Origin of the sequence: Microbispora sp. CA-102843, from assembly GCF_050936215.1 — a bacterium.
In the GTDB taxonomy this organism is placed as follows: domain Bacteria; phylum Actinomycetota; class Actinomycetes; order Streptosporangiales; family Streptosporangiaceae; genus Microbispora.
Window position 1 is genome coordinate 7,819,999 of the sequence record NZ_JBNJNF010000001.1, and the last position, 22,589, is coordinate 7,842,587.

A 22,589-nucleotide genomic window follows, 5' to 3' on the forward strand; every position below is an offset into this window, starting at 1 on the left:
ATCGCCAGATCAGAGGTCGTCCGGCCACGCGGGGCACGCGTTGCCGTACGGAATATCTAATAAGAAACTTTCCTAATTAAATTTCGGGCGCCAGTCTGACACGAGCCCGCCGAGGGCGGCAACCCCCTGCGGCCGACCCGGTCCGGCGCCGCACCGGCGAAGCCTTGCGGGTGGCTGAAGATCCGTGGAAGACTGCGGCCAACCGAAAACAGTTAAGAATCTTTCCAGAAGGCCACCTGCCGGGGGAAGGCACGTGAAGACAGGTCCGCTGTCCCGTGGTCAGGAACGACTCTGGTTTCTGAACCAGCTCGATCCCGACGACCCCTCGTACAACACCTCCTACGCCTACCGGTTGCGTGGGAAGCTCGACATCCCGGCGCTCGAAGCCGCCTTCGGCGCGGTCGCGGCCAGGCACGACGCGCTGCGCACGCGCTTCGTCCAGGTCGACGGGCGGCCGGCGGCCGTCGTGGAGCCGCCCGCGCCGGTGACGATCGAGCAGGTGGCGGCGGCATCGGAGGACGAGGCCCGCCGGATCGTCCGCGCCCGCACCAACACCGCGTTCGACCTCGCCGAGCGGCCGCCGTTCCGGGTCACGCTGGTCCGCCTCGGTCCGGCCGACCACGTGCTGTGCGTCGTGTTGCACCACATCAACGGCGACGGCTGGTCGCTCAACGTGCTCAGGGCCGAGGTGGCCGGCCACTACGCGGGCCGGGCCCTACCCGAGACGCTGCCGCCGCAGTACGGCGACCACGTGCTCGCCCTCGACGACTCCACGGACCTGGACTGGTGGGTGTCGCGGCTGGCCGGGGCACCCGTCCTGGAGCTGCCCGCCGACCGGCCGCGTCCGGCCACACGGGGCACGGCGGGCGGGGAGGTGCGTTTCCGCATCCCGACCGAGCTTGCCGCCAAGGTGGCGGAGTCGGCCCGGCAGGCGCGCTGCACGCCGTACATGCTGCTGCTGGCGGCCTACCAGGCGCTGCTCGCCCGGCACAGCGGGCAGGCGGACTTCTGCGTGGGCACCCCTTCGGCCGGCCGCGACAGCACCGAGCTGGAGCAGATGATCGGCTATCTGTCGACGACCATGGTGCTCCGATGTGACCTGTCCGGTTCGCCGAGCTTCGCCGAACTGCTCCGCCGCACCCGCCGGGCCGTCCTGGACGCGCTCGCCCACCGGGACGTGTCGTTCGAGCGGCTGATCGGCGTGCTCGGGGTGGAGCGCGACCCGAGCAGGACACCGCTGTTCCAGACCATGTTCGCGCTGCACACGCACGGCGACGTGGCCGATCCGGTGCCGGGCCTGGTCACCGAGCCGTTCCCGCTCGGCTGGCACCCCGCGAGGGTCGACCTGTCGCTCGACCTGTACGCGGAGGACGACGGCGGCCTGCTCGGCGTCGCCATCTACAGCGAGGAGCTCTTCGACCACGAGACGGTCGAGCTGATGACGGAGCGCTACCTCGTGCTGCTCGCCGCGGCGGTCGCGGACCCCTCGCTGCCCGTGGGACGGCTCGGGCTGCTCACCGAGAGAGAGCGGGCCAGGCTCGCCGCGTGGAACGGCACCGCGGCCGAGCTGCCTCCGCTCACCCTGGTCGACCTGGTGCTCGACCGGGTGGCCGCCGCACCCGACGCGGTCGCGGTGGTCTCCGAAGGCGCATCCCCCGGGGATCTGACCTACCGCGAGCTGACCTACCGCGAGCTGGCCGTACGGGCGGCGGCGCTGGCGGCGCGGCTGCGCGACCGGGGCGTCGGGCGCGGTTCCGTGGTCGCGGTGCGCATGTCGCGCGGCCCGGCGATGATCCTCGCGCTTCTCGGCGTCGCGATGTCGGGCGCGGCCTACCTGCCGGTGGACCCCGACTATCCGGCGGCCCGCGTCGAGTACATGATCGAGGACTCGGGCGCGGCCCTCGTCCTCACCGACGCCGACCTCGCCGGCCTCCTCTCGGGCCTCTCGGGCGAGGACCCGACCGGCGCGGCGCATATCGAGGAGCCCGCCGAGCGGCCCTCACCCGGCGACACCGCCTACGTGCTCTACACCTCCGGCTCCACGGGACGCCCGAAGGGGGTGGTGGTGCCGCACCGCGCGCTCACCAACTTCCTGCTCGCCATGCGCGTCCTCGTCGGGTCCGAGCCGTCGGACGTCTGGCTCGCGCTCACCTCGCTGTCGTTCGACATCTCCGCGCTGGAGCTCTACCTGCCGCTGGTCACCGGCGGCCGGGTGGTCGTCGCCGGCGCGGAGACGGCGCGCGACGGCGCGGCCCTCACCCGGCTGATCGACGACACGGGCGTGACCCACGTCCAGGCCACCCCGTCGGGCTGGCGGGTGCTGCTCGCGGGCGACCTCCCGCCGGTCGTCGCCCTCGCCGGCGGCGAACCCCTCCCGCTCGCGCTCGCCGCCGAGCTGCGGGCGCGGGTACGCAGGCTCGTCAACATGTACGGCCCGACCGAGACCACGATCTGGTCGACCGCCTGGGAGGTGCCCGAGCGGCCCGAGCGGGTGACGATCGGCCGGCCGATCGCGAACACCACCGTCCACGTGGTCGACGCGGAAGGCGCCCAGGTGCCGATCGGCGTGCCCGGTGAGCTGCTGATCGGCGGCGCCGGCGTCGCGGCCGGCTACCTCGGCCGTCCCGGCCTCACGGCGGAGCGGTTCGTACGACACGGCGACGGGCTGGTCTACCGGACCGGCGACGTCGTCAGATGGTCGGCGGACGGCACGCTGGAGTTCATCGGCCGCACGGACAACCAGGTCAAGCTGCGCGGGCACCGGATCGAGCTCGGCGAAATCGAGGCCGTGCTCGAAGCGCATCCGGCCGTCCGCCAGGCCGTGGTCGCCGTACGGGACGACCTGCTGGTGGCCTTCGTCGTCCCCGACGCACCCGGCGGCTCGGGCGCTTCGACTGGGTCCGCCGAGGGCGACGCCCTCAACCTCCGGCGGCACGTCGCCGGGCAGCTGCCCGGCTACATGGTCCCCGCGACCGTCGTGACGCTCGACGCGCTTCCGCTCACCCCGAACGGCAAAGTCGACAGGAAGGCCCTGCCGCATCCTCGGGTCGCCAGGTCCGCGGGCATCCCGCCGCGCACCGACGCCGAGCGGCTGGTGGCCGGCGTCTTCGCCGAGGTGCTCGGCGCCGAGGACGTCCGGGCGGACGACGACTTCTTCGCGCTCGGCGGTCATTCGCTGCTGGCCACCATGGTCACCGCCAGGCTGCCGGTGCGGATCCCGGTGCGCGAGTTGTTCACCCGCTCGACCGTCGCGGCGCTGGCCGAACTGCTCGACCGGACAGTCTCGGGAGACCGGGCCGCCTCGGAGGACGGCGACGGGCCGCGACCCCGCCCGGCCGGAGAGCCCGCGCCGATGTCGCACAGCCAGGAACGGCTCTGGTTCCTGCACCGGCTCGACCCGGACGACGCGTCGTACAACATGTGGCTCGTCCGGCGGTTGCGCGGCCCGCTGGACGCGAAGGCCCTGGACCGAGCCCTGGCCGCGCTGGCCGCCAGGCACGAGAGCCTGCGCACGAGGTTCCCCGAGGTCGACGGCGTCCCGGTCGCGGTGGTCGAGCCGCCGAGGCCGGTGCCCGTCGAGGCGGTCGCGGCCACCGGCGCCGCGCACGCGGAGGCGCTGGTCGCCGAGCGCACGAACGCGCCGTTCGACCTGGCCGCCCGGCCGCCGCTGCGCGTGACGCTGATCCGGCTCTCCCCCGACGACCACGTCCTGTGCGTGGTCCTCCACCACATGCTGGGCGACGGCTGGTCGCTGAACGTCCTGCTGGACGAGCTGGCCCGGCTCTACTCCGGCGAACGGCTCGACCCGGTGCCGCTGCAGTTCGGCGACGTCGCCCGATGGCAGCGCGAGCGCAACCAGGACGAACTCGTCGACTACTGGGGCGAGCGGCTGTCCGGCGCGCCCCCGCTCGACCTGCCTGCCGACCGGCCGCGCACCTCGCCTCCCGCCAGGAAGGGCGGCTTCCACACGTTCCGGCTCCCCGCCGAGGACATGGCGCGGCTGGCCGAGCGGGGCAGGGAGCACGGCGCGACGCTGTTCATGACGTTGCTGACCGCCTATCAGACGGTGCTCGCCGCGCAGAGCGGGCAGAGCGACATCACGATCGCCACCGTCGCCTCCGGCAGGGACCGGGTCGAGCTGGAGAAGACGGTCGGCTACCTGGCCGACGTCCTGCTGATCCGCGCGGACCTGCCCGCCGCGGCTCCCGTCGCGACCGGCCGGGCGAGTTTCGGGGAGTCGCTGGAGCGGACCCGCGACGCGGTCCTGTCGGCGTTCGAGCATCAGGGCATCCCGTTCGAACGGCTGCGCGTCCCCGCCTTCCAGACGATGGCGATCCTGCACAACCAGGACACCGGCACCACCCCGGCCGCCTTCTCCGGCCTGGTGGCCGAGCCGTTCGCGCACGGCTTCGAACAGGTCAAGTTCGACCTGATGCTGGAGGCGTGGCAGGACGAGCGCGAGTTGCTCGTCGTGCTCTCCTACGACGCCACGCTGTTCGACCACGGCACCGTCGAGGCGATGGCGGCCCGGCTGGAGCGGATGCTGCGGCAGGACTTCGCCGTTCCCCCGCGGCTGACCAGCGCGGCGGAGGAAGCCCGCCTGCTGGAGATCGGCCGCGGGCCCGACGTCGCGCCCGAGCCGTATGTCCCCGAGCCGTACGTCCCCGAGCTGGTGGCCTCGGCCGTACGCGCGCACCGGGACGCGTACGCGGTGGGCGACCTGACCTACGGCGAGCTGGACGCGCGCGCCGACGAGCTGGCCGCGCTGCTCCAGGCGCGCGGCGTCGGCCCCGGTGACATCGTGGGCGTCCTCCTCGGCCGGACGCCGGACGCCGTCGCCGCCCTGCTCGCGGTCTGGCGCGCCGGCGCGGCCTACCTGCCGCTCGACCCCGGACATCCGGGCGAGCGGCTGGCGTTCATGCTCGGCGACAGCGCCGCCGCGCTCGTCCTGACCTCCACCGACCTGGCTGGGGGGCTTCCGCCGGGCGTCCCGGTGGCGTACACGTCGCAGGCCGTCGCCGTCTCCGCCGTGGGGAGCGCGCCCGCGCCCGTGGCCGTCACGGGCGACGCCGCGGCGTACGTGATCTACACGTCCGGCTCGACCGGGACGCCGAAGGGCGTCGTCGTGGAGCATCGCAACCTCGCGGCCAGGGTCGCGTGGATGGTCCGGGAGTACGGCCTGGGACCGGGAGACCGGGTCGTGCAGTTCGCCTCGCTCGGCTTCGACGCGCACGCCGAGGAGATCTATCCGACGCTGGCCTCCGGCGCCCGCCTGGCGCTCCTGCCGGACGGCGCGGTGACGCTCACCGACCACCTCGACGGCGTCACCGTCCTGGATCTGCCGACCGCCTACTGGCACCACATGGTCGACCAGATCGAGTCGATCGCCTGGCCGCCGGAGCTGCGGCTGGTCATCCTGGGCGGGGAGCAGGTGCACGAGGCCGCGGTGACCCGCTGGCGTGAGCGGTTCGGCGACCGGGTGCGGCTGGTCAACACCTACGGCCCGACAGAGGCGACGATCATCGCCACGCTCGCCGAGCTGGACGGCTCACCCGGGCGTCCGCCGATCGGCAGGCCCATCGGAGGCACCCGCGTATACGTCCTGGACGCGGCCGGGCGGCTCGCTCCCCTCGGCGCCGCCGGAGAGCTGTGCATCGGCGGGGCGGGGGTGGCCCGCGGCTACCTCGGTCGTCCCGAGCTGACCGCCGAGCGGTTCGCCGACCTGTACGGCGAGCGCGTCTACCGGACCGGCGATCGGGTGCGGTGGCGACCCGACGGGCAGCTGGAGTTCCTGGGCCGGCTCGACGACCAGGTGAAGGTGCGCGGATTCCGCATCGAACCGGGCGAGATCGAGGCGCGCCTGCTGGCCCATCCCGAGGTGGGTGAGGCCGCGGTCGTCGCGATCGGCGACACGCTGGTCGGCTACGTCACCGGATCCGCCGACTTCACCGAGCTCGCGGAGTTCGCCGGCGCGGCGCTTCCGCCGTACATGGTGCCGACCGCCTGGGCGCGGCTCGACCGGCTGCCGCTGACGCCGAGCGGCAAGGTGGACCGGGCCGCGCTGCCCGCTCCGCAGGCGCACCGGGAGGCGTACGTCGCACCCGGCACCGACGCCGAGGAACTGGTGGCCGAGGTCTTCGGCGAGGTGCTCGGCGTCGAGAAGGCCGGGGTCCACGACGACTTCTTCGCGCTCGGCGGCCACTCGCTGCTCGCCGTGCGGATCGTCGCCCGGCTGCGCGGCACGACCGGCCTGGATCTGCCGATCCGCACGCTGTTCACCCATCCCACGGTCGGTGGGCTGGCCCGGGCGGTCGAGGAACTCCTGATCGCCGAGCTCGACCAGATGTCGGAAGAGGAGGCGGAACGCCTCGCCAAGGAGCTGAAATGATCAAAGAGAGGCTGGCGGAACTCGTCGCGGAGTCGTCCGACGGCGCCGTCACCGCCGACGAGGTGCTGGCCGCGACCGTGCCGCTGTCGGCCCTGGGCGTCACGTCGATCACGATGCTGCGGCTGATCGACGCGATCGAGTCGGAGTTCGGCGTGGAGTTCGATCTGAGCGAGAACGGCATGGAGCTGCTGGACGATCTCGACCGACTGGCCGAGCACCTGGCTTCCGCGGCTTCCCGGTGAACGCCACCGGCCGGATGGCGTACGTCGAGTTCGCCGGGCCGGGCTCCGGTGCCGCGCCGCTCACCGCACCGCTCACCTGGGGCCAGCGGGCCATCTGGGAGGCGATCGTGCGGACGGCCCCCGACGATCATTACTTCAATTTCGGCCGCGTGCTGAAGGTGCCGGGTTCCCGCACCGTCGCCGAGGTGTGTACCGCGCTGGCCGCCCTGGTGGCGCGGCACGGTGCCCTCCGCACCAGGATGAGCGACGCGTTTCGCACCAGGCCGGCCGAGCCGTACGGGTGGGCCGAGCCGTACCAGCGGCTGGCGGAGAAGGACCGGCTGCCGGTCGTGGTCACCACCGAGGACCCCGGCCAAGTGCTGCGCGAGCTGGCGGCGCGGCCGTTCGACTACTTCGGCGAATGGCCCGTGCGGGTGGCGCTGGTCCTCGACGGCGATCGGGTCGCCCACGTGGTGCTCGTCTTCTGCCATCTCGCCGCCGACGGGCTCGGCGCGGAGGTCGCGGTGCGCGACCTGCGGATGCTGCTGCTCAGGGGACATATACGGCGACCCGCCGCTCCTCAGCCGCTCGATCTCGCCCGCTGGCAGGCCGGTCCGGAGGGGCGGCGGGCTGCGGAGACGGCGGCGGCGCACTGGGAGCGCGAATATCGGCGGATCCCGCCGACCATGTTCTCCACGCCGAGCGGCTCTCCGGCCGAACCGCCCATATGGCGGGCGCTGCTGCGCTCCCCCGCCCTGGAGCTCGCCGTCCGTTCGGTCGCCGCCGCACACGGCGCCTCGACCTCGACCGTGCTGCTGACCGCCGTGGCCGAGCTGGCCGGCCGGTTCACCGGCCACGAGACGTGCACGGTGTTGCCGATCTCGGCCAACAGGTTCCGGCAGGACACGATCGACATCGTCGCCACGATGTCGCAGGAGGGGCTGTTCACGCTCGACCGCCGTGAGGCGCCCTTCGCCGACCTGCTGCGGGCCGCCGGGCCGGCCGCGCTGCGCGCCTACCGCAGCGCCTACCACGACCCGGCCGACCGGAACCGGACCACCGCGTCGGTGAGCGCCGAACGCGGAGAGCCGATCCAGCCGTACTGCTGCTTCAACGACATGCGCTTCGCCGATCCGGGACCCGCCCGGTGCGATCCGGCCGAGATCACGGCGGCGCTGGGGCGGACGTCGGTGACCTGGCCGATGAGCCAGGACAAGCTGAACTGCCGGTTCTGCGTCCACCTCACGACGGAGGGCGTCTCGCTCACCGCCGACACCCGTTATCTGTCCCGGCCTGCCATGGAGCGCTACCTGCTGGAGCTGGAATCCCTCCTCGTCGAATCGGCCGTCCGATGACCGTCCGCGCCTACGCCACCTCGACCTCCTGCGTACAGGGGGCCTCGCTCGGCTTCGTCCTCGACCGCCCGGCGCCCGTGGTGGTGACCGACGCGACCGACGACCGGGTGGTGTTCGAGGGATTCGCCTCCGCGCCCCGGTGGGAGCTGGACATACCCGCCGGCTGGCGCAGCTCGCTCTATCGGGCGCGCTTCGGACCGGAGGAGCCGTGGCCGTTCGGACTGCCCGGGAGCAGGCCGTGCCCGGACAACGAGGTCTACTTCGTGGTGCGGCAGGCCGTGCCCAGCTCGCCGGTGCTGCTGAGCGTTCCCTTCACCACCTGGCAGGCGTACAACAGGGCGGGGGAACCGGGGCAGAGCGTCTACTGGACCGAGTCGCCCACGCGAGCCGCGCGGGTGACCTTCGACCGGCCCGGCGGCGGGCCTCCTCCCGAACGCTGGGAGGAGGGGCTGATGCGCTGGCTGCGCCGCGGCGGCTACGACGTCGCCTACTGCTCCAACCTTGACCTGCACGACGGCCTCGACCTGCTGTCCCGGCACCGGCTGCTGATCGTCAACGGGCACGACGAGTACTGGTCGCTGGGGATGCGCGACGCCGTGGAGGAGTTCGTACGGCGCGGCGGCAACGTCGCGTTCTTCTCCGGCAACACGTGCTGGTGGCAGATCAGGCTGGAGGACGGCGGCCGCACCATGGTCTGCCACCGCGACGCGGTGTCCGATCCCATGGCCGCCGCCGACCCCCGTCAGACGACCGTCGAGTGGTCCGCGGCGCCGGTGAACCGCCCGGAGAACGCGCTGACGGGGGTGAGCTTCCGCGCGGGCGCGGGAACCTGGGGGCCGCACATGTCGCGCATGCTGGAGGAGTCGTACACCACGCGTTTCGCGGCGCACTGGGTGTTCGAGGGGACCGAGCTGACCGACGGCGACAAGTTCGGCCAGGGCTGCCTGGGCTACGAGACCGACGCCGCCGAGTTCGAGGAGGTCGGCGAAGTCCCCCGGGCCACCGGCAGGGACGGCACCCCGTCGTCGTTCGTCGTCCTCGCCACCGCGGACCTGCGGCACTGGAGCGCGTACGGCCAGGGCGGCATGACGACCATGGGCGTGTTCACCAGCGGTCTCGGCACCGTCTTCACCGCGGCGACCGTGAACTGGGGAAACGGCCTGCACGATCCCGTCGTCGACCGGATCACCCGCAACGTGATCGACCGGCTGTCGGCCCCCGTCGGCGGTGGCGAGCGCTGGGACGTGATCGGCCCGCCGGCCGACCTACGGGCGCTCGCGGTGCTCGGCCGGACGCTGTACGCGGTGAGCGCGGACGGCACGCTGCTGGCCCGGGAGCTGTGCGGCCAGAACCTGCCCTGGCGGCCCGTCGGCCCCGCCGAGGGCGTACACGGGCTGGCCGTCCCGCGCGAGGCCGCGGGCGGCCTCGCCGTCGGCCTGTACGGCGTCACGCATGACGGGCGGCTCCTGCGCCACGACGAGCCGGGATGGCGGGAGGTCGGTCCCGCGCCCGAGTCCGCGATCGGCCTGGCCGTGGCCGACTGCACGTTCTGGGTGGCCACCTCCTCCGGCGAGTTGTGGCGGCAGCCGTTCGGCAGCGGCGGTTGGGAGCCTGCCGGCTCGTCGGGAGGCGCCGTCGCCCTCGGCGGGATGAACGGCAGGCTCTTCGCCCTGGACTCCGAGGGTTGTCTGCTGACCCGGCTTCCCCCGCCCGTGATCGACGGGCCGGACGACCCCGCGTGGGAGAGCCACGCGGAAGGCGTCCCGGGCACCACGTTCACCGCCCACGCCGGGCTCATCGTCGCCGCCGGACGCGGCACCCCCCTCCGCTGGCGCCACGTCTGACGGCTGCTCCTGGTACGTGCCGAGCTTAGGCGTGCCCGTGCCTCACTCGCGCCCCGGCGGCTCGGGGTCGATGCCCGTCACGTCCTCGCCGCGTCGAACAGGAGCTGGCGCAGCCAGGCGGTGAAGTAGTGGTCGCTCAGATGCGGGTTCCAGACCATGTCGATGCCCAGCCCGGGGAGGGGGAACGGGAACTCCTCGATCCGTAGCTCAACGAGCGTCCGCATCTCAGAGGCGACCCGGTAGCGAAGGAGGGCCACTCCTCCGGCACGCCCGACCAGGTACGGGACGAGCAGGAAGTCGGAGATCAACTGGCCGACACGGTAGGTGACCCCCTTCTCGTCGAGCACCGGATACGGGAAGACCCGCCGCTCGGTGTCCACGACGATGTGCGGCTGCGTGGTCAGCAGGTCGAGCGCGCTTGCCTCCGGCGGCGTGTCCGGGGAGGCCACCACCACGCAGCGGTCGTCGTACAGGCGCTCGCGCGGAAACGGCGCCGCGAACGCCTCGGAGATCAGGGCGACGTCGACGCCCTGCTCGGTGAAGGTGGACTCGGTCGGCACGGTGAACGTGCGCAGGCGGAGCGTCGCGTTCGGGGCTCGCTCGGCCACGAGCCGCCCCAGCCGTGCCCCGAGGACGAAGGCCGTGCTGGTCGTCATCGCGATGGTGATGACACGGCGATCCATCGCCGGATCGAAGCCGGGGAAGTTGACCACGTCCGCGGCCTGTTGGAGCATCGCCCGCAACGGCGCGATCAGCTCCATCGCCCGCGGGGTCAGCGCGACGTTGTTCCCCTGCCGGACAAGGAGATCGTCGCCGAACAGGCGTCGCATGCGCCTCAAGGCGTGGCTCATCGCGGACTGGGAGAGACCGACCCGCTCGGCGGCCCTGGTCACCGAGCGCTCCTCCAGCATCGCGAGGAGGGGCACCAGCAGGTTGAGGTTGACCGTCGCCAGCCGATCCAACCCGGAACCTGTGGTGCTCGCACCCTCGACGCCCATCGCGACGAACTCTACGCGGTGGCCTGGCTCAGGCGTCGCAGCCGGGGTATCGGGATCCGGTGGTTCAGCGCCACGGCCACACCGGAGCCGTCATCGTGCGACCAGCGCATCAGGGCCGGCCCGCCGGGCCCTCCCTCGACGTACGTCGGCGCTCCGTCAACCGGGAGATCGCCCACGGCCTTGAGGCCGAGCCCGAACTGCTCGGTCCAGAAGTACGGCTGGAACCGAAGCGGTGGTGTCTCGTCCCCTCGCACGAGAGCGGCTGCGGCCACTTTCGCCTGCTCGATCGCACTGCTCCACAACGGGATGCGTCGCGGACCGGAGGGCGACGGGAACGCTGCCACGTCGCCGGCCGCCGCGATCTCAGGTCGCACGAGTCCGCGCGAGTCGACCTGTAGGACACCCACCGTCGCCAGACCCGTGTCCGCGAGCCACTCCGTGTTGGGCACGTCGCCGACGGCGGACACCAGGAGATCCGCCTCGAGGACGGCGCCGTCATTCAGGACGACCCGAGCGCCTCCCGCATGCCGCTCGAGTCGCGCGGCGCCGGTCTCGACGATGGTGAGTCCCCGGTCCAGCGCGGCCTTGACGAAAACGTCGCCCAGATACGGCCCCAGCCGCGCGATCAGCGGGAGCCCTTGGGAGACGAGCATGACCCTGCAACCCGCCGCCAGGCACCCCGAGGCGATCTCCATGCCGAGCGGGCCACCGCCGACCACGACGACCGACGGACTCGCGGCGAGCCGGCCGCGCAAGGACAACGCATCGTCGAGTCCCCGCAAGGTGAGCTCCTCGGGCAGGTCGGACAGCCGCCGTGCGCGGGAACCCGTGGCGATCACGAGCCGGTCGTACGGCAGCGCGGTGCCGTCGTCAAGGCTGACGAGCCGACGCTCCACGTCGAGCCCCGAAGCCCGAACACCGAGGAACTCGTTCGCCCCGTGCGTGGCCGGCGGGAGCTCGTGGGACGACACGTCATCACCATCGAGCAAGAGCGCCTTCGACAGTGCCGGACGGCTGTACGCCGGGTGCGGCTCGTCGCCGACGATGGTCAGCTCACCGTCGAACCCACCTTCCCGCAGCGCGTCCGCGGCGGTGAGGCCGGCGATGCCGTTGCCGACGACGACGACCCGCTTGATCGGCGCACTCATACGATGCGCAGAGCCGCGACCGGGCAGACCCGGACAGCGGCCTTGGCCAGTGGGGCGTCGGCGTCGCCGATCTCCTCGCGATCGAGGACGAGCTCGCCGTCGTCGTCCAGGTGCATCAGCCGCGGCGCGGCCTCCTCACAGAGGCCGTGTCCTTCACAGCGGGGACGGTTGACGACGATCTTCATGCGGGGACCACTTCCAGGACGGGGAGCTTTTCGATGCTGCGGGTGATGTTGCTCGGCACCCGCACCTCGGTGCCGACGACGAGCCGCTCGACGCGGCGCGACAAGGCTTCGATCACCGCGTGCGCCTCGAGACGGGCCAGTCCCTGGCCGGCGCAGCCGTGCGGGCCGTAACCGAACGACAAGTGGTCGATCGGGTTACGCTCGACCAGGAACTCATCGGGGTTCTCGTAATGGCGCGGGTCCCGATTGCCGGCACCGAACAGGATCGCGACCTGGGCCCCCTTCGGAATCCGGACACGGTCGATCTCCACGTCGTCCCGGGTCGCACGACGCCCCCAGGCATGGACCGGGGCCCAGTAGCGGAGCGCCTCATTGAACGCGGCCGGCACCAGCGACGGGTTCTCCCTCACCAGCGCGAGCTGGTCGGGGTGCGCGGCGAAAAGGGCGACGATGTTCCCGATGGCGGCGATCGTGGTGTCGACGCCGGCACCGAGGTATTGGTGGATGATGTGGCCGGCCGTGCCGGGCGGGATGTCGCCGCGCGCCTCGGCCTCGAAGATGCCGCGGCCGACCGAGCCGGGTGCCAGGTCATCGGCGGTGACGCTCGAACACCAGCCGTACAGCTCGCCCGCGATCGGAAAGCTCTCCGCCGTGCGCTGGTTCATCGGCCCGATGACCTGCATCGCCGCCTGGCCCCATCGCAGCATGTTGGCGCGGACGTGGCCGGTGAACCCGATGAGATCCGCGACGACCTCGAGCGGGAAGGCGCGAGCCAGCGCGTCGATGGCATCGAAGGAGCCCTTGGCGACCAGTTCCCCGACGAGCGCGTCGGCCTTGGCGTCGATGCTCTTCTTCAGTCCGCGGAGCGCCCGCGGCGACAGATTCGCGGTCAGGGTCGCCCGCAGCCGGGTGTGCACCGGCGGATCCGAGGCGAGAGACGTGCCGGTCAGCGCCTCGTTGACCGTCGGGTTGAAGCCGATGGCCCCGGCGGAAGAGAAGCTCTCCCAGTCGCCCAGGACGTCGCGGATCACGTCGTACCTCGTGAGCACGTAGAGGTCGTTCGCCGGGAGGCTGACGACACCTCCGAGGGCGCGCAGCGCGGTGTAGGACGGGTAGGGATCGACGAGCACCTCGTCGTCGAACAGGTCGAGATCGGAGACTGGAGAGGCCGAGTCGGTCATCGGTTCACACCTCGGGTCGGAAATCGGTGACCCCAGTGAAGTGACTGGCACTCCCATCAAGCAAACACATGTTCTACATGCCCGGGCATGAATTCGATGCATAACCAGAGCGGGTCAGCGCGCCCGGGCGGCCTCGATGTCCGCCGCCGCTCGCGTAACAGCCGTACGACAGGAAAAAGACCAGCTCACAGAGCTGTGAGCTGGTCTTGATCGTGGTGCCCCTGCGTGGCACCCACCAGATCTGCGCCGGCTCCACCAGCGGTTATATCCGGACGAAGGCTGACCGTCGAAGCATCACCCGACGCGGGTGGAGTCCATGGTCCAGTTGGTCTCCCAGGTCTGGCCGCCGTCGTAGGAGAAGGCCTGCTCCCAGTGGCACGAGTCGGGCGTGATCCCCGACCAGATGAACCGGACGCGGATCGGGCGGCCGTCGTCGGTGTCGTCGGCGTAGAAGGTGCCGACCCCGTCGACGAAGCGGCCGACGACCGGGACCGGATCCAGACCGCGCCTGCTGTTGACCCAGTAGATGGACCACTCGTCCCGCTCGGCGTCGTACGTCCGGACCGTCGCGCCGTCGAAGTCCTTGGTGGGCAGCGTGAGCGTGTCGAAGCTGCCCGCGCCGTCGAAGAAGCCGTACGCGATGCAGCGGCCGGGGAACTCGTCCCACTCGTCGCTGCCGACACCCCGCTTCAGCAGCCTCCGGTTGGCCACGTCCCACCTGCCGACGAGGAAGTCGAAGTCGTTCACAGTCCCGCCCCTTCCGGCCGGGAGCCGGCCAGGTAGTCACCGCGGTCCGGGGATCCGCCCCTCGGCTCGAATACCCGCCCGGGCCGGTCGTCGTGATACCGGTCGTCGACCGCGATGGGGTCGAGCGTCCGCGTGATCTTCTGGATGAACGCCATGCCCGGGACAGTACGGCCCCTCCACTGACACGTATCGTCAGTGAATGTGCGCGTGTCCCGGCCGCTGTCCATCCTTCTGCTGCTCCAGTCGCGGGGGCGCCTGACGGCCCGCCAGCTCGCCGAAGAGCTGGAGGTGAGCGTCCGCACGATCTATCGCGACGTCGAGTCGCTGCACGATCGAGGCCGCGCTGCCCGCCGCCCTGCGGGACGGTGCCAGGCGGATGCGGGACCGCTTCCTCCTCGACGCGCCCGGCTGGGTACCACGACGGCGACCACGTGGCGCACCTGCCCGATGTCGCCGAGGCCGTGTGGAACGGCCGCGTCATCGAGGTGCTCTCTCTTCGGGTCAGTAGCCTATGCCGGTGATCCTGGCTGACCCTGACCAGCACACACTGCGCGCGGCTGTGAATGACACGTACCGCGCCGAGGCGGAGTTCGACGACGCGCGTGCCTGGCTGGAACAGCTGCTGGGCAGCTGCAGCGCTACCGAGCCGATCGCGGCTGAGGTCTGGGCGTTCGACGAGGCTCTTGAGCGTGTTCTGCTCGTCAAGCACCGCTGGAGAGGCTGGGTGGCGCCCGGCGGGAAGGTCGAGCAGGGAGAAAGTCCACGGGACGCCGCACGCCGTGAACTGCATGAGGAAACCGGCATCGTCGGCGACCTGTCGGACGTCCCCGCGGCGGTTTTCGTGCGGTCCTACCGTTCTGATTGGGCGCCCACGCTCGGCCTTGCGTATGCCGCAGTGCTCAACGGGTCGCTCCCGCTGAAAGGTGAGAGCCACCAGCCGGCCGCCTGGGTCCCGTTGCACCACGACTGGGAGGGCGCCTTCCCCGAGGACAGACCACGGATCCGCGAGTACGCCAGGCATCTGGCCCATACCCGAGAAGGTACGGGCCGCTGACCAGAGCGGCCCTGGCTGAAGGCCGCTTGTCACGCCTTTGCAGTTACGACGAAGGCCGTGAGCGGGTCACAGAAGCCCGCGGAGTGTCACTTCGGCCATGTCCACGGCTGTGATGAGGGCTTGCATGTGAACAGGTGAGAGCTTCCCGGCACCGAGCCCTGACGCGGTGAGCACGTCGTCGAGTTTCTGTCTTTGCTCCTTGGCCAGGCGGGAGCAGATCAGGTGGTGGTTCAGGACGTCGCGGGCGGCGCAGGCGTCGAGTCTGGCCACGTCCACGACGGCGTCCCGCAGACACGCCGCCCTGTCCACCTGGCTCAACGCCGGGGTGGACGCGACCGAGGTAGCGACCTGCGCCGGCAACAGCGTGGAGGGGCTTCCTGACGCGCTATGCCAAGTGCCTCGACGGCCGCCAGGAGCAGAACAACCTCCGCATCGAGGCCGCATTGACCCCGTGAGATCCGGTCCACAACTGGTCCACAACCAGCGAGCGCCAACGAGAACGGGCGGGGCTCCGTGACTGGAGACCCGCCCGTTCCTGTGTCGTTCGACCTGGTCAGCGGCTTGATCCGCTGGTCAAGGTCTGGTGCCCCCTGCGTGGCACCAACCAGATCTGCGCCGGCTCCACCAGAGGTTGTATCCGGACGAAGACTGACCATCGAAGCCCGCGTCAGTTTCCGAAGCTGACCGCATCCGTCACCCGTGGTGCGCGACACGGCGACGACCGCGACCCCCCAGGCGTTCCTACTCCGCTGGGACGGCAGGGCCTTTCGTCCACAGCCAACCTCTCCGGACACGAAATAGGCCGTGTGGCCGGCGTCTGCCGCCAAGATCGCCGCGTTCATCCTTCGCGCCAGACCCGGCGGCAGGAGCTTGTCCAGGTCCGCAGCAGGGCTGAAGGAGTTCTCACATTGTGAGACCGAGGGCGATGAGCGGGTTGCGGAAGTCGTCGCGGGCCCAGCGGGTGCCTTCGGCGATGTTGGTGTGGTTGAGCAGGCGTAACGCGCCGATCGCGTGGCTGCGCATGACGGCGAGGATGGACGGGGCTGAGGCGGTGCGGACACGGCAGCGGTCCTCGCCGAGCGTCACGTCCCGGACGTAATGATCTCTGTTTTCGATCGACCATTCGCCTCTGACCAGTTCGGCCAGGCGTCGTGGGCCGGTCAGTTCCGCGGTCAGGTTGGTGACGCCCAGCACCGCGACCGCCGACAGCGGCTTCCAGCCCAGGTCGTAGACGTGGCGTTCGAGCAGGAAGACCTGCTTGACGTGCGGGAAGCGGGTTCCGGCCGGGGCGGGCATGACCTGGATGGTACGGATCTCGGTGCGGCCGTAACCGCGGTCGTAGGTGACCCAGCCGATCGGCACGTTCTTCCAGGCCAGGGCATCGAGTTGGTCGAACAGGCCCGGCTGGTTGCCGCCGACGGGAAAGACGTAGAACGCCTCGCGCCGGTGCAGGTAGCGGGCGTGCTCGCGCTGGGTGTGCAGCCTGTCCGCGCTGATCACGACGTTGTTCAGGCAGTCGATCTGGTCCAGTAGCGGGATGAAGGCGGTGATCTCGTTGCTCTTGGTGCCGACGTCGAGGGTGGAGACAATGAGGGCATCGTCGGCCAGGTGCGCGCCAAGCCGGTCGCTGGGCGGGCTTGCCGCCGGTGGCGGTGCCACGCTGGGTCTTGCCGTCGACGGTCATCGGGATCAACTCATCAGGGTCGTCGTACAGCTCCCGCAGTTGAGCGGCCCGGTGCGCGGCGTAGGCAGCGTCCACGCCGGCGGCGTTGACCTGCGCGATGGTGCGGCACACGGTGTCGGGGTGCGGGGCTGTGAACAACCCGGTCCGCCGGTCCCGGCGGGCCCCGAGGTGGGCCAGGACCTCCGGGGGTGCGCGGGCGATCCAGTGCCTGATCGCCCGCGTAGGAGACCGCGCCGGACACGATCGCCGCCTGGACCAGCGCCAGCATCACCACCAGCGGATGCCGGCGCCCGCGCCGATCACGAGAGTCGGGGATCTGCGCCCAGACCTGGCGAAGATCGGCCATGTCCACGATCTCCTCACCGCAGGATGAGCGCCCACGGTGTGCCGGAGCGCGGTCGTGGCCGAAAGATCGCCTCCGTCGTGGGACGCTGGCGCCGCGTTCGGTCGGACGGGGATCGCCACGGGCCCGATGAGCGCGAGAACGCGACAGAGGTGAGAGGAGACGGCGAACGCCAGCGAACGCAGGGCTCGCCAGAGCGCGCGTTCGCCCACCGACAGCCAGAAGGCGACCAACGCGCCCGCCGCCGCGTGCGCGGCGAACATCGCCAGGACAGACATCCCGTCGTGTGCGGGGATCGCGCCGTGCGCGACGGCCATCGGGCCCGTGTGCCCCGGCATCATGGCGTGCGCGCCGACGCTGGATGTTCCGTCCGCCGGGGTCGTCCAGGTGAACCACACGTGCAGGTAGAGCTGGACCGTCTCCACAGCCGCCAGAAGCCAGCGGGCCGACCACTCACGACCAGCCAGGCGGTAGCCGATCAACGTCACCAGGCCCAGGGCCATGCCGACCGACCATGCCGGCACCAGCCGTGGGGCCATCAGATCATGACCTGCTTGGGACAGGCCAACGCACACCAGGGCGAAAACCCCGGTGCGCATCAGCCGAAACCATCCAGGCGGGTGCCGCACGACCCCCACCCCTGCTCTACGCCGCGTAGAGCAGCAGTCTAAAGCGGACCGGCGCACTGCCTTCCTTGCCGAGGCCTGACCGGCGTCTGCCGCCGCAGCGGTCCCATGTGGCGGACCCGTACGTAGGTCAGCGACGGGAGAGCAGCGAGGTGACCCGCATTCGTTCGCTATGGATCCACACGTCGGAGTACTCGATCGGCCGACCGTCGTCGAGGTAGGTGATCTGCTCCAGGTACAGCAGCGGGAATTGCTCCGGCACCTCGAGCGCCGCCGCGATTCGTCCAGCGGCGGCAGTCGCGCCGAAGGTACGTCGCCCAGTACTGATCTTCAGCCCGTACTCGTTCTCTAACAGGCCGAACAGGGAACGGTCGGCCAGGTCGACCCGGTCCAGGCCGGGAGCCAGATCGATACGTACGTAGTTGACCAGCCAGGCCACCGGGCCGGAGGAGGTGGCGCGGAGCCGCTCCAAGCGGAGCACTGACTGGCCGGGACGCAGGTCGAGCAGGGCAGCCACCGGCGAGGGTGCGGCCATGATCTCGTGGGTGACCACCTGGGTGGTCATGGAGACCCCCTGCCGGGCGAAGTCCTCGGACAGGGTGGTCAGCTTCTGCGCGATCGAGGGCTCGATGGTGGTGGAGGTGACGAAGGTGCCACGCCCCCGGACCTGCACCAGTAGGCCGTCCCGGATCAGGGTCGACAGCGCTCGACGCAGGGTACCCCGGGAGATGCCAAGCTCGGCCGCCAGTTCCGGCTCGCTGCGTAGCCGATAGTGCGGCGGCCACTCGGCGGACAGGATCCGCGCCCGGATCTGCTCCGACACCTGCGCGTGCAGGGGCATCGGCGCGTCACGGTCGAGGTGCTCGGACGCACCGGACGGGCCCAACTGGTCGGACATGTCACCTTCCATGGGGGACTCCGCCGCCCCTCGACCCACGGCTGCCGATCACAGCCGCTGCCTGTCGCTCGGGTCGAGGGGCGGACGGATGATCAATAGCTCGTAGTCTGTCCGTCTGTCGTGTCCGTGACAATAGCCACCCCGGCGCTGGTGCCAAGCAGCACCGCCCCGGCCCGCAGCAGGGACACGGCCTGATCGAAGGACTTGATCGAGCCGGAGGCCTTGACCTTCACGCCCTCCGGTGCCCGGGCCACCAGATAAGCGATACTCTCCGGGTTCGCCACCTCGATTGCACCGCTGCTGGCGTTCTTCAGGATCGCCGCACCGGCCTCGATCGACAGTTCGACGGCCGTCTCCCGCTCGGCTGGGGTGAGCAGCGGCAACTCGAGCATCACCTTGATCGGCACGCCGGACGCCCGGACCACCCCGGCGATGTCGTCGCGGAACGCGTCGTATCGGCCGCTCTTGAGCCAGCCGATCTGTACGCCGATGTCGATCTGCGTGGCACCGGCCAGGACCAGGCTCTCAGCTTCGGCGGCCTTGCCAGCGCTGGTGGTCACTCCGACGGTGGGGAAATCCAGCGCGGAGGCGACCTCGACGCCGGTGCCGCGCAGTACCTCGGCGACTTCTGGGACCCAGGAGCCCGGCACCATCGCGGCGTTGAAGCCGTATCGGACGGCTTCCTCGGCGTGGGCTACGATCCGGTCCCGGGTCACTCCGGTCTCAATCAGGGTGTGTTGGATGTAGGGGGCCAGCGCCGCAGGAGTGGCCGCGGCGTCGGTCTGAGTGGCAGTGCTCACGTTCTATCTCCAATTGGGTACGTCGTGGGGGCGATGACGCCGCTACATCCGGTCCTGGTAGTAGTCGGGCACGATGACGCCGGGCTCGTCGAACCATCGAGGGACGTCCACGCCGCAGATCAGCCCCACGTTGCCCCACGGGTTGAACGCCCCGGTTCGCACGATCACCTTGGCCTGGTGGGCCAGCTCGCCGAGCATCTCGGCGTGCTGCCGGGTGGTCAGCGGTACGCCGGGGAAGCGCTGCCCCAGCCAATCCGCGAGGGGCTTGTTGTGAGTGGTGACGTCCTCGGCGACCACGAGGCCCTCGACGATGATCTCGTCGGCGACGAGGTCCAGCACGGTGGTGAGCCTGGGCAGATCCTCGGTGATGGCCAGGTCGATGCGGTGGGCGGTGCGCGGGATGGGGAAGCCTGCGTCGACCACGAGCAGCAGATCGGTGTGGCCGAGGGTGGCCAGCGCCCCGGACAATTCGGCGTTGAGCACGCCCCTGCGTTTCATGCCTTCTCCTTCATAGTGTGAGCGCCGGTGGCCAGGGCCATCACCCTCTCCTCGGTGGCCTCCGCCGCAGGGATGACGCCGACCAGGGCGCCGGCGGCCATGACGGCAATTCGGTCGCTGACGGTCAGCAGTTCGGGCAGGTCCGACGAAGAGACGACGAGCGCTACGCCCTTGTCGGCCAAATTGCGGAACAGTCGGTAGATCTCCGCCTTGGCGCCGACGTCGACGCCCCGGGTGGGCTCGTCCAGCAGCATCAGCCGGGGCTCGATGGACAGCCATCGGGCCAGCAGCGCTTTCTGCTGGTTGCCGCCGGAGAGCTGCGTGATGCCCTGGGCGGTCGTCGAGGTCTTCACCCGCAGTTCCTGAGCCCGGGCGTCCGCGTCTCGACGCAGGGCCCGCCGCTGCAGCAGGCCGAACCGCTGCCGACGATTCAGGGCCAGGATGTTGACGTTGTCGGCGACGCTCATCGTCGGCAGGATCCCCTGCTGCCGGCGCTCACCCGGCAGGTATGCCACCCGGGCGGCGATGGCGTCGCGCGGTGACTTCGCGGTGAACGCCTTCCCGTCCAGTGAGAGCTCACCGCCGGTCACCGGATCGGCGCCGAAGATGCCGCGCAACAGCTCGATCCGGCCGCTGTCGGGCAGCCCGGCCAGGCCGACCACTTCGCCCGGGGCGACTTCCAGGTCGACATCTGTGAAACCGGTGCCGGAGACGCCCCGGACTCGTAGGCGGGGGGCGGCCGTGGCGACGGGTGCGGGGGTGTCATGCCGGCTGAAGTCGGCGGCGAGTTCCCGGCCCACCATCGCGGCGACGACCTGGTCGGGGGTGACTTCCGCAGTGGGCCAGTGCCCGACGTGCCGACCGTCGCGCAGGACATGGACGTGCTGGGAGAGGGCGAACACCTCGGGCATCCGATGCGAGACGTAGAGCATGGTCACCCCGTCGGTCTGCAGCGACCGAATCACCTCAAACAGTCGCTCCGACTCCGATGGGGAAAGGATCGAGGTCGGCTCGTCGAGGATCACCACTCGCGCCTCGCGGGCCAGGGACCGGGCGATGATCACTAGCTGTTGGGAGGCGGCGTCCAGGTGGCGGATGCTGCGTCGGGGGTCGACCCCCAGACCGAGCCGGTCCAGCAACTCCGCTGCCCGCTCGTTCATCCGACCGCGGTCGGGGAAGGGGCGGGATCCCGGTTCGACGCCGAGCATGATGTTTTCGGCGACGGTCCGGTCCTGGGCGAGAGCCAGCTCCTGGGGCACCAAGGCGACCCGATGCCGACTGAGCAGGGTGGCCGGATCGTACCGGCGGACCGGCTCACCGTTTACTCGCACAGTGCCGGAAGTGGGGGTGTCCAGCCCGGCCAGGATCTTCATGAGTGTCGACTTGCCGGCGCCGTTCTCACCCATCACGGCGGTGAGGCTGCCGGCAGGGACGCTCAGGTTCACGTCCTGCAGCGCGCGGACGGCTCCGAAGTGCTTCGACAGACCTGTCACCTCGACGGCGGCCGCCGTCGAGGCGGCATTCGTGGCCGGGCTGGTCATCGGCTCAGCCCTCCACTGGCACGGAGGCCACGTTGTCAGGGGTGACCACAAGTGCGCCCGTGTCCACGTCCTTGATCTCGGTGCCGTTCTTGAGGAAGTCGGCGAGAAGCTTGACCGCCTGATAGCCCTGCTCGGCCGGGCCCTGGCTGATGGTGAGGTCGACCACGCCGCTCTTGAGGTACTCCACCGTCTGCGGCTGAACGTCAAAACCGACGGCGTGAATCTTGCCCGCCTTACCGGACTGCTGAAGCCACTTGGCCCCGGCGGTGAAGCTGCAGCAGTCGAGGGAGACGAGCGCGATCGCATCGCTCTGTGCCGCCATCGTGGACTCGATGGTGTTGTAGGCCGCGCTGGGCTCGTTACCGGTGTTGATCGGACCGACGACTTGCAGGCCGGAGTCCTTCAGCCCTTCCTGGAAGCCAGAAAAGCGGTCGTTGGACCAGCCGGCACCGGAGTCGACGGAGACCACGACGACCTTGCCGGTCTTACCCTTGAGCACGCCGAGCAACTCCTTCGCGAGGGACTTGCCGGAGGACACGAGGTCTTGGCCGACGAAGCCCATCTGCTTGGACTCGGGGTTGTTGGTGTTGAACGAGATGATCGGGATGCCGGCGTCGTACGCCTGGGCGATGACGGGCTTGAGGGCGTCGTTGCTGGCCGAGGAGACGGCCAGGCCATCGATCTGCTTCTGGTTGATCAGAGTCTGCAGCTCGGCGACCTGGTCGGCGGGGTTGCCGCCGGACGGCCCGATCATCTGCGCGTCGACGCCGAACTCCTTGGCGCCACGCTCCATGCCCTCTCGGATCGGGACGGCGAAGGCCAGCGATGGGTCGTGGTAGCTCAGCTTGATCTTGAGTGGCGTGCCCTGCTTGACGTCTTCCTTGATGTAGTCGGCGAGCTTGAAGCCGCCGTTCTCGGCGGAGGCGGTGCTGGCCGGGGTGACCGCGCCGCAGGCGGCGTTCGCCAGCAGCGCCAGGCTGAGGGTCACGGCGACCGCGACCCGACGCCCGAGGGAGAACTTCATTTCGGGTGGCTCCTTACGGTGTGGGGGGACGGGTAGTCCGGGGCGCGTGCAGGT

The 22,589-nt window shown here is 70.6% G+C and carries 20 protein-coding genes; 6 read left to right on the plus strand and 14 right to left on the minus strand.

All coding sequences use genetic code 11. The annotated features are described in order from the left end of the window. Positions 1 to 253: 253 nt before the first annotated feature. Genes ACQEVJ_RS36130 through ACQEVJ_RS36145 form a run of 4 tightly spaced genes read left to right on the plus strand, consistent with a single transcriptional unit; the run spans position 254 to position 9,808 of the window. The gene (locus ACQEVJ_RS36130; protein WP_433109026.1) at positions 254 to 6,388 is read left to right on the plus strand and encodes an amino acid adenylation domain-containing protein; all 6,135 of its coding nucleotides are present in this window, start codon (positions 254 to 256) and stop codon (positions 6,386 to 6,388) included. After that, positions 6,385 to 6,630, plus strand: coding sequence for an acyl carrier protein (locus ACQEVJ_RS36135; protein WP_433109028.1), 246 nt, complete (start codon positions 6,385 to 6,387; stop codon positions 6,628 to 6,630). The genes ACQEVJ_RS36130 and ACQEVJ_RS36135 overlap by 4 nt, the downstream gene beginning before the upstream one ends. Further along, positions 6,627 to 7,964, plus strand: coding sequence for a condensation domain-containing protein (locus ACQEVJ_RS36140; protein ID WP_433109031.1), 1,338 nt, complete (start codon positions 6,627 to 6,629; stop codon positions 7,962 to 7,964). The genes ACQEVJ_RS36135 and ACQEVJ_RS36140 overlap by 4 nt, the downstream gene beginning before the upstream one ends. Beyond that, positions 7,961 to 9,808, plus strand: coding sequence for a N,N-dimethylformamidase beta subunit family domain-containing protein (locus ACQEVJ_RS36145; RefSeq protein ID WP_433109033.1), 1,848 nt, complete (start codon positions 7,961 to 7,963; stop codon positions 9,806 to 9,808). The genes ACQEVJ_RS36140 and ACQEVJ_RS36145 overlap by 4 nt, the downstream gene beginning before the upstream one ends. Positions 9,809 to 9,885: 77 nt before the next feature. Here the strand turns inward: ACQEVJ_RS36145 and ACQEVJ_RS36150 are convergent, their stop codons facing one another. The 6 genes from ACQEVJ_RS36150 to ACQEVJ_RS36175 all read right to left on the minus strand — a co-directional run bounded on the left by ACQEVJ_RS36150 (position 9,886) and on the right by ACQEVJ_RS36175 (position 14,222). Further along, the gene (locus ACQEVJ_RS36150; protein WP_433109035.1) at positions 9,886 to 10,806 is read right to left on the minus strand and encodes a LysR family transcriptional regulator; all 921 of its coding nucleotides are present in this window, start codon (positions 10,804 to 10,806) and stop codon (positions 9,886 to 9,888) included. An 11-nt stretch (positions 10,807 to 10,817) separates the two neighbouring features. Beyond that, positions 10,818 to 11,954, minus strand: coding sequence for an NAD(P)/FAD-dependent oxidoreductase (locus ACQEVJ_RS36155; protein ID WP_433109037.1), 1,137 nt, complete (start codon positions 11,952 to 11,954; stop codon positions 10,818 to 10,820). Beyond that, entirely contained in the window at positions 11,951 to 12,139 is a 189-nt protein-coding gene (locus ACQEVJ_RS36160) for a ferredoxin (protein WP_433109039.1), read from the minus strand. The genes ACQEVJ_RS36155 and ACQEVJ_RS36160 overlap by 4 nt, the downstream gene beginning before the upstream one ends. Further along, the gene (locus tag ACQEVJ_RS36165; protein ID WP_433109041.1) at positions 12,136 to 13,320 is read right to left on the minus strand and encodes a cytochrome P450; all 1,185 of its coding nucleotides are present in this window, start codon (positions 13,318 to 13,320) and stop codon (positions 12,136 to 12,138) included. Before ACQEVJ_RS36165 ends, ACQEVJ_RS36160 begins: the two co-directional genes overlap by 4 nt. Before the next feature lie 294 nt (positions 13,321 to 13,614). After that, the gene (locus ACQEVJ_RS36170) at positions 13,615 to 14,067 is read right to left on the minus strand and encodes a hypothetical protein (RefSeq protein ID WP_433109043.1); all 453 of its coding nucleotides are present in this window, start codon (positions 14,065 to 14,067) and stop codon (positions 13,615 to 13,617) included. Continuing rightward, positions 14,064 to 14,222 (minus strand): hypothetical protein, encoded by a 159-nt coding sequence (locus ACQEVJ_RS36175; protein WP_433109045.1) that lies wholly within the window; start codon positions 14,220 to 14,222, stop codon positions 14,064 to 14,066. The genes ACQEVJ_RS36170 and ACQEVJ_RS36175 overlap by 4 nt, the downstream gene beginning before the upstream one ends. Before the next feature lie 52 nt (positions 14,223 to 14,274). On the opposite strand from ACQEVJ_RS36175, the gene ACQEVJ_RS36180 reads away from it, so the two are divergent. Together ACQEVJ_RS36180 and ACQEVJ_RS36185 are read left to right on the plus strand one after the other, a co-directional pair. Then, positions 14,275 to 14,598, plus strand: a complete 324-nt coding sequence (locus tag ACQEVJ_RS36180; protein ID WP_433113174.1) for an HTH domain-containing protein — start codon at positions 14,275 to 14,277, stop codon at positions 14,596 to 14,598. Further along, positions 14,585 to 15,121 (plus strand): NUDIX hydrolase, encoded by a 537-nt coding sequence (locus ACQEVJ_RS36185; RefSeq protein WP_433109047.1) that lies wholly within the window; start codon positions 14,585 to 14,587, stop codon positions 15,119 to 15,121. The genes ACQEVJ_RS36180 and ACQEVJ_RS36185 overlap by 14 nt, the downstream gene beginning before the upstream one ends. A 66-nt stretch (positions 15,122 to 15,187) precedes the next feature. On the opposite strand, the gene ACQEVJ_RS36190 is transcribed toward ACQEVJ_RS36185, so the two are convergent. From ACQEVJ_RS36190 to ACQEVJ_RS36225, 8 genes are all read right to left on the minus strand, one after another. Then, positions 15,188 to 15,481 carry a hypothetical protein gene (locus tag ACQEVJ_RS36190; protein WP_433109049.1) on the minus strand — a complete coding sequence of 98 codons (294 nt, stop codon included), beginning with the start codon at positions 15,479 to 15,481 and terminating at the stop codon, positions 15,188 to 15,190. A gap of 543 nt (positions 15,482 to 16,024) precedes the next feature. Then, positions 16,025 to 16,780 carry an ISAs1 family transposase gene (locus ACQEVJ_RS36195; RefSeq protein ID WP_433109051.1) on the minus strand — a complete coding sequence of 252 codons (756 nt, stop codon included), beginning with the start codon at positions 16,778 to 16,780 and terminating at the stop codon, positions 16,025 to 16,027. A gap of 292 nt (positions 16,781 to 17,072) precedes the next feature. After that, positions 17,073 to 17,687: a hypothetical protein gene (locus tag ACQEVJ_RS36200; protein WP_433109053.1), complete on the minus strand. Its 615-nt coding sequence runs from the start codon at positions 17,685 to 17,687 to the stop codon at positions 17,073 to 17,075. 217 nt (positions 17,688 to 17,904) lie between these two features. Beyond that, positions 17,905 to 18,672: a GntR family transcriptional regulator gene (locus tag ACQEVJ_RS36205; RefSeq protein WP_357051085.1), complete on the minus strand. Its 768-nt coding sequence runs from the start codon at positions 18,670 to 18,672 to the stop codon at positions 17,905 to 17,907. A gap of 92 nt (positions 18,673 to 18,764) precedes the next feature. Beyond that, positions 18,765 to 19,472 (minus strand): deoxyribose-phosphate aldolase, encoded by a 708-nt coding sequence (gene deoC, locus ACQEVJ_RS36210; protein ID WP_433109056.1) that lies wholly within the window; start codon positions 19,470 to 19,472, stop codon positions 18,765 to 18,767. Positions 19,473 to 19,514: 42 nt separating this feature from the next. Then, on the minus strand, positions 19,515 to 19,970 hold the full coding sequence (rbsD, locus tag ACQEVJ_RS36215) for a D-ribose pyranase (RefSeq protein WP_357051079.1): 456 nt from the start codon (positions 19,968 to 19,970) through the stop codon (positions 19,515 to 19,517). Beyond that, complete coding sequence (locus ACQEVJ_RS36220; protein WP_433109058.1) at positions 19,967 to 21,511, minus strand: sugar ABC transporter ATP-binding protein; 1,545 nt, start codon at positions 21,509 to 21,511, stop codon at positions 19,967 to 19,969. The genes rbsD and ACQEVJ_RS36220 overlap by 4 nt, the downstream gene beginning before the upstream one ends. A gap of 4 nt (positions 21,512 to 21,515) precedes the next feature. After that, positions 21,516 to 22,535, minus strand: a complete 1,020-nt coding sequence (locus tag ACQEVJ_RS36225; protein WP_433109060.1) for a substrate-binding domain-containing protein — start codon at positions 22,533 to 22,535, stop codon at positions 21,516 to 21,518. Positions 22,536 to 22,589: the final 54 nt, after the last annotated feature.

Coding starts and splice junctions, on each gene's coding strand:
- ACQEVJ_RS36175 (WP_433109045.1), bottom strand. CDS start 14,222: ATGGCGTTCATCCAGAAGATCACGCGGACGCTCGACCCCATCGCGGTC.
- ACQEVJ_RS36200 (WP_433109053.1), bottom strand. CDS start 17,687: ATGGCCCCACGGCTGGTGCCGGCATGGTCGGTCGGCATGGCCCTGGGC.
- ACQEVJ_RS36165 (WP_433109041.1), bottom strand. CDS start 13,320: ATGACCGACTCGGCCTCTCCAGTCTCCGATCTCGACCTGTTCGACGAC.
- ACQEVJ_RS36155 (WP_433109037.1), bottom strand. CDS start 11,954: ATGAGTGCGCCGATCAAGCGGGTCGTCGTCGTCGGCAACGGCATCGCC.
- ACQEVJ_RS36220 (WP_433109058.1), bottom strand. CDS start 21,511: ATGACCAGCCCGGCCACGAATGCCGCCTCGACGGCGGCCGCCGTCGAG.
- ACQEVJ_RS36135 (WP_433109028.1), top strand. CDS start 6,385: ATGATCAAAGAGAGGCTGGCGGAACTCGTCGCGGAGTCGTCCGACGGC.
- ACQEVJ_RS36160 (WP_433109039.1), bottom strand. CDS start 12,139: ATGAAGATCGTCGTCAACCGTCCCCGCTGTGAAGGACACGGCCTCTGT.
- ACQEVJ_RS36150 (WP_433109035.1), bottom strand. CDS start 10,806: ATGGGCGTCGAGGGTGCGAGCACCACAGGTTCCGGGTTGGATCGGCTG.
- rbsD (WP_357051079.1), bottom strand. CDS start 19,970: ATGAAACGCAGGGGCGTGCTCAACGCCGAATTGTCCGGGGCGCTGGCC.
- ACQEVJ_RS36205 (WP_357051085.1), bottom strand. CDS start 18,672: ATGTCCGACCAGTTGGGCCCGTCCGGTGCGTCCGAGCACCTCGACCGT.
- ACQEVJ_RS36145 (WP_433109033.1), top strand. CDS start 7,961: ATGACCGTCCGCGCCTACGCCACCTCGACCTCCTGCGTACAGGGGGCC.
- ACQEVJ_RS36225 (WP_433109060.1), bottom strand. CDS start 22,535: ATGAAGTTCTCCCTCGGGCGTCGGGTCGCGGTCGCCGTGACCCTCAGC.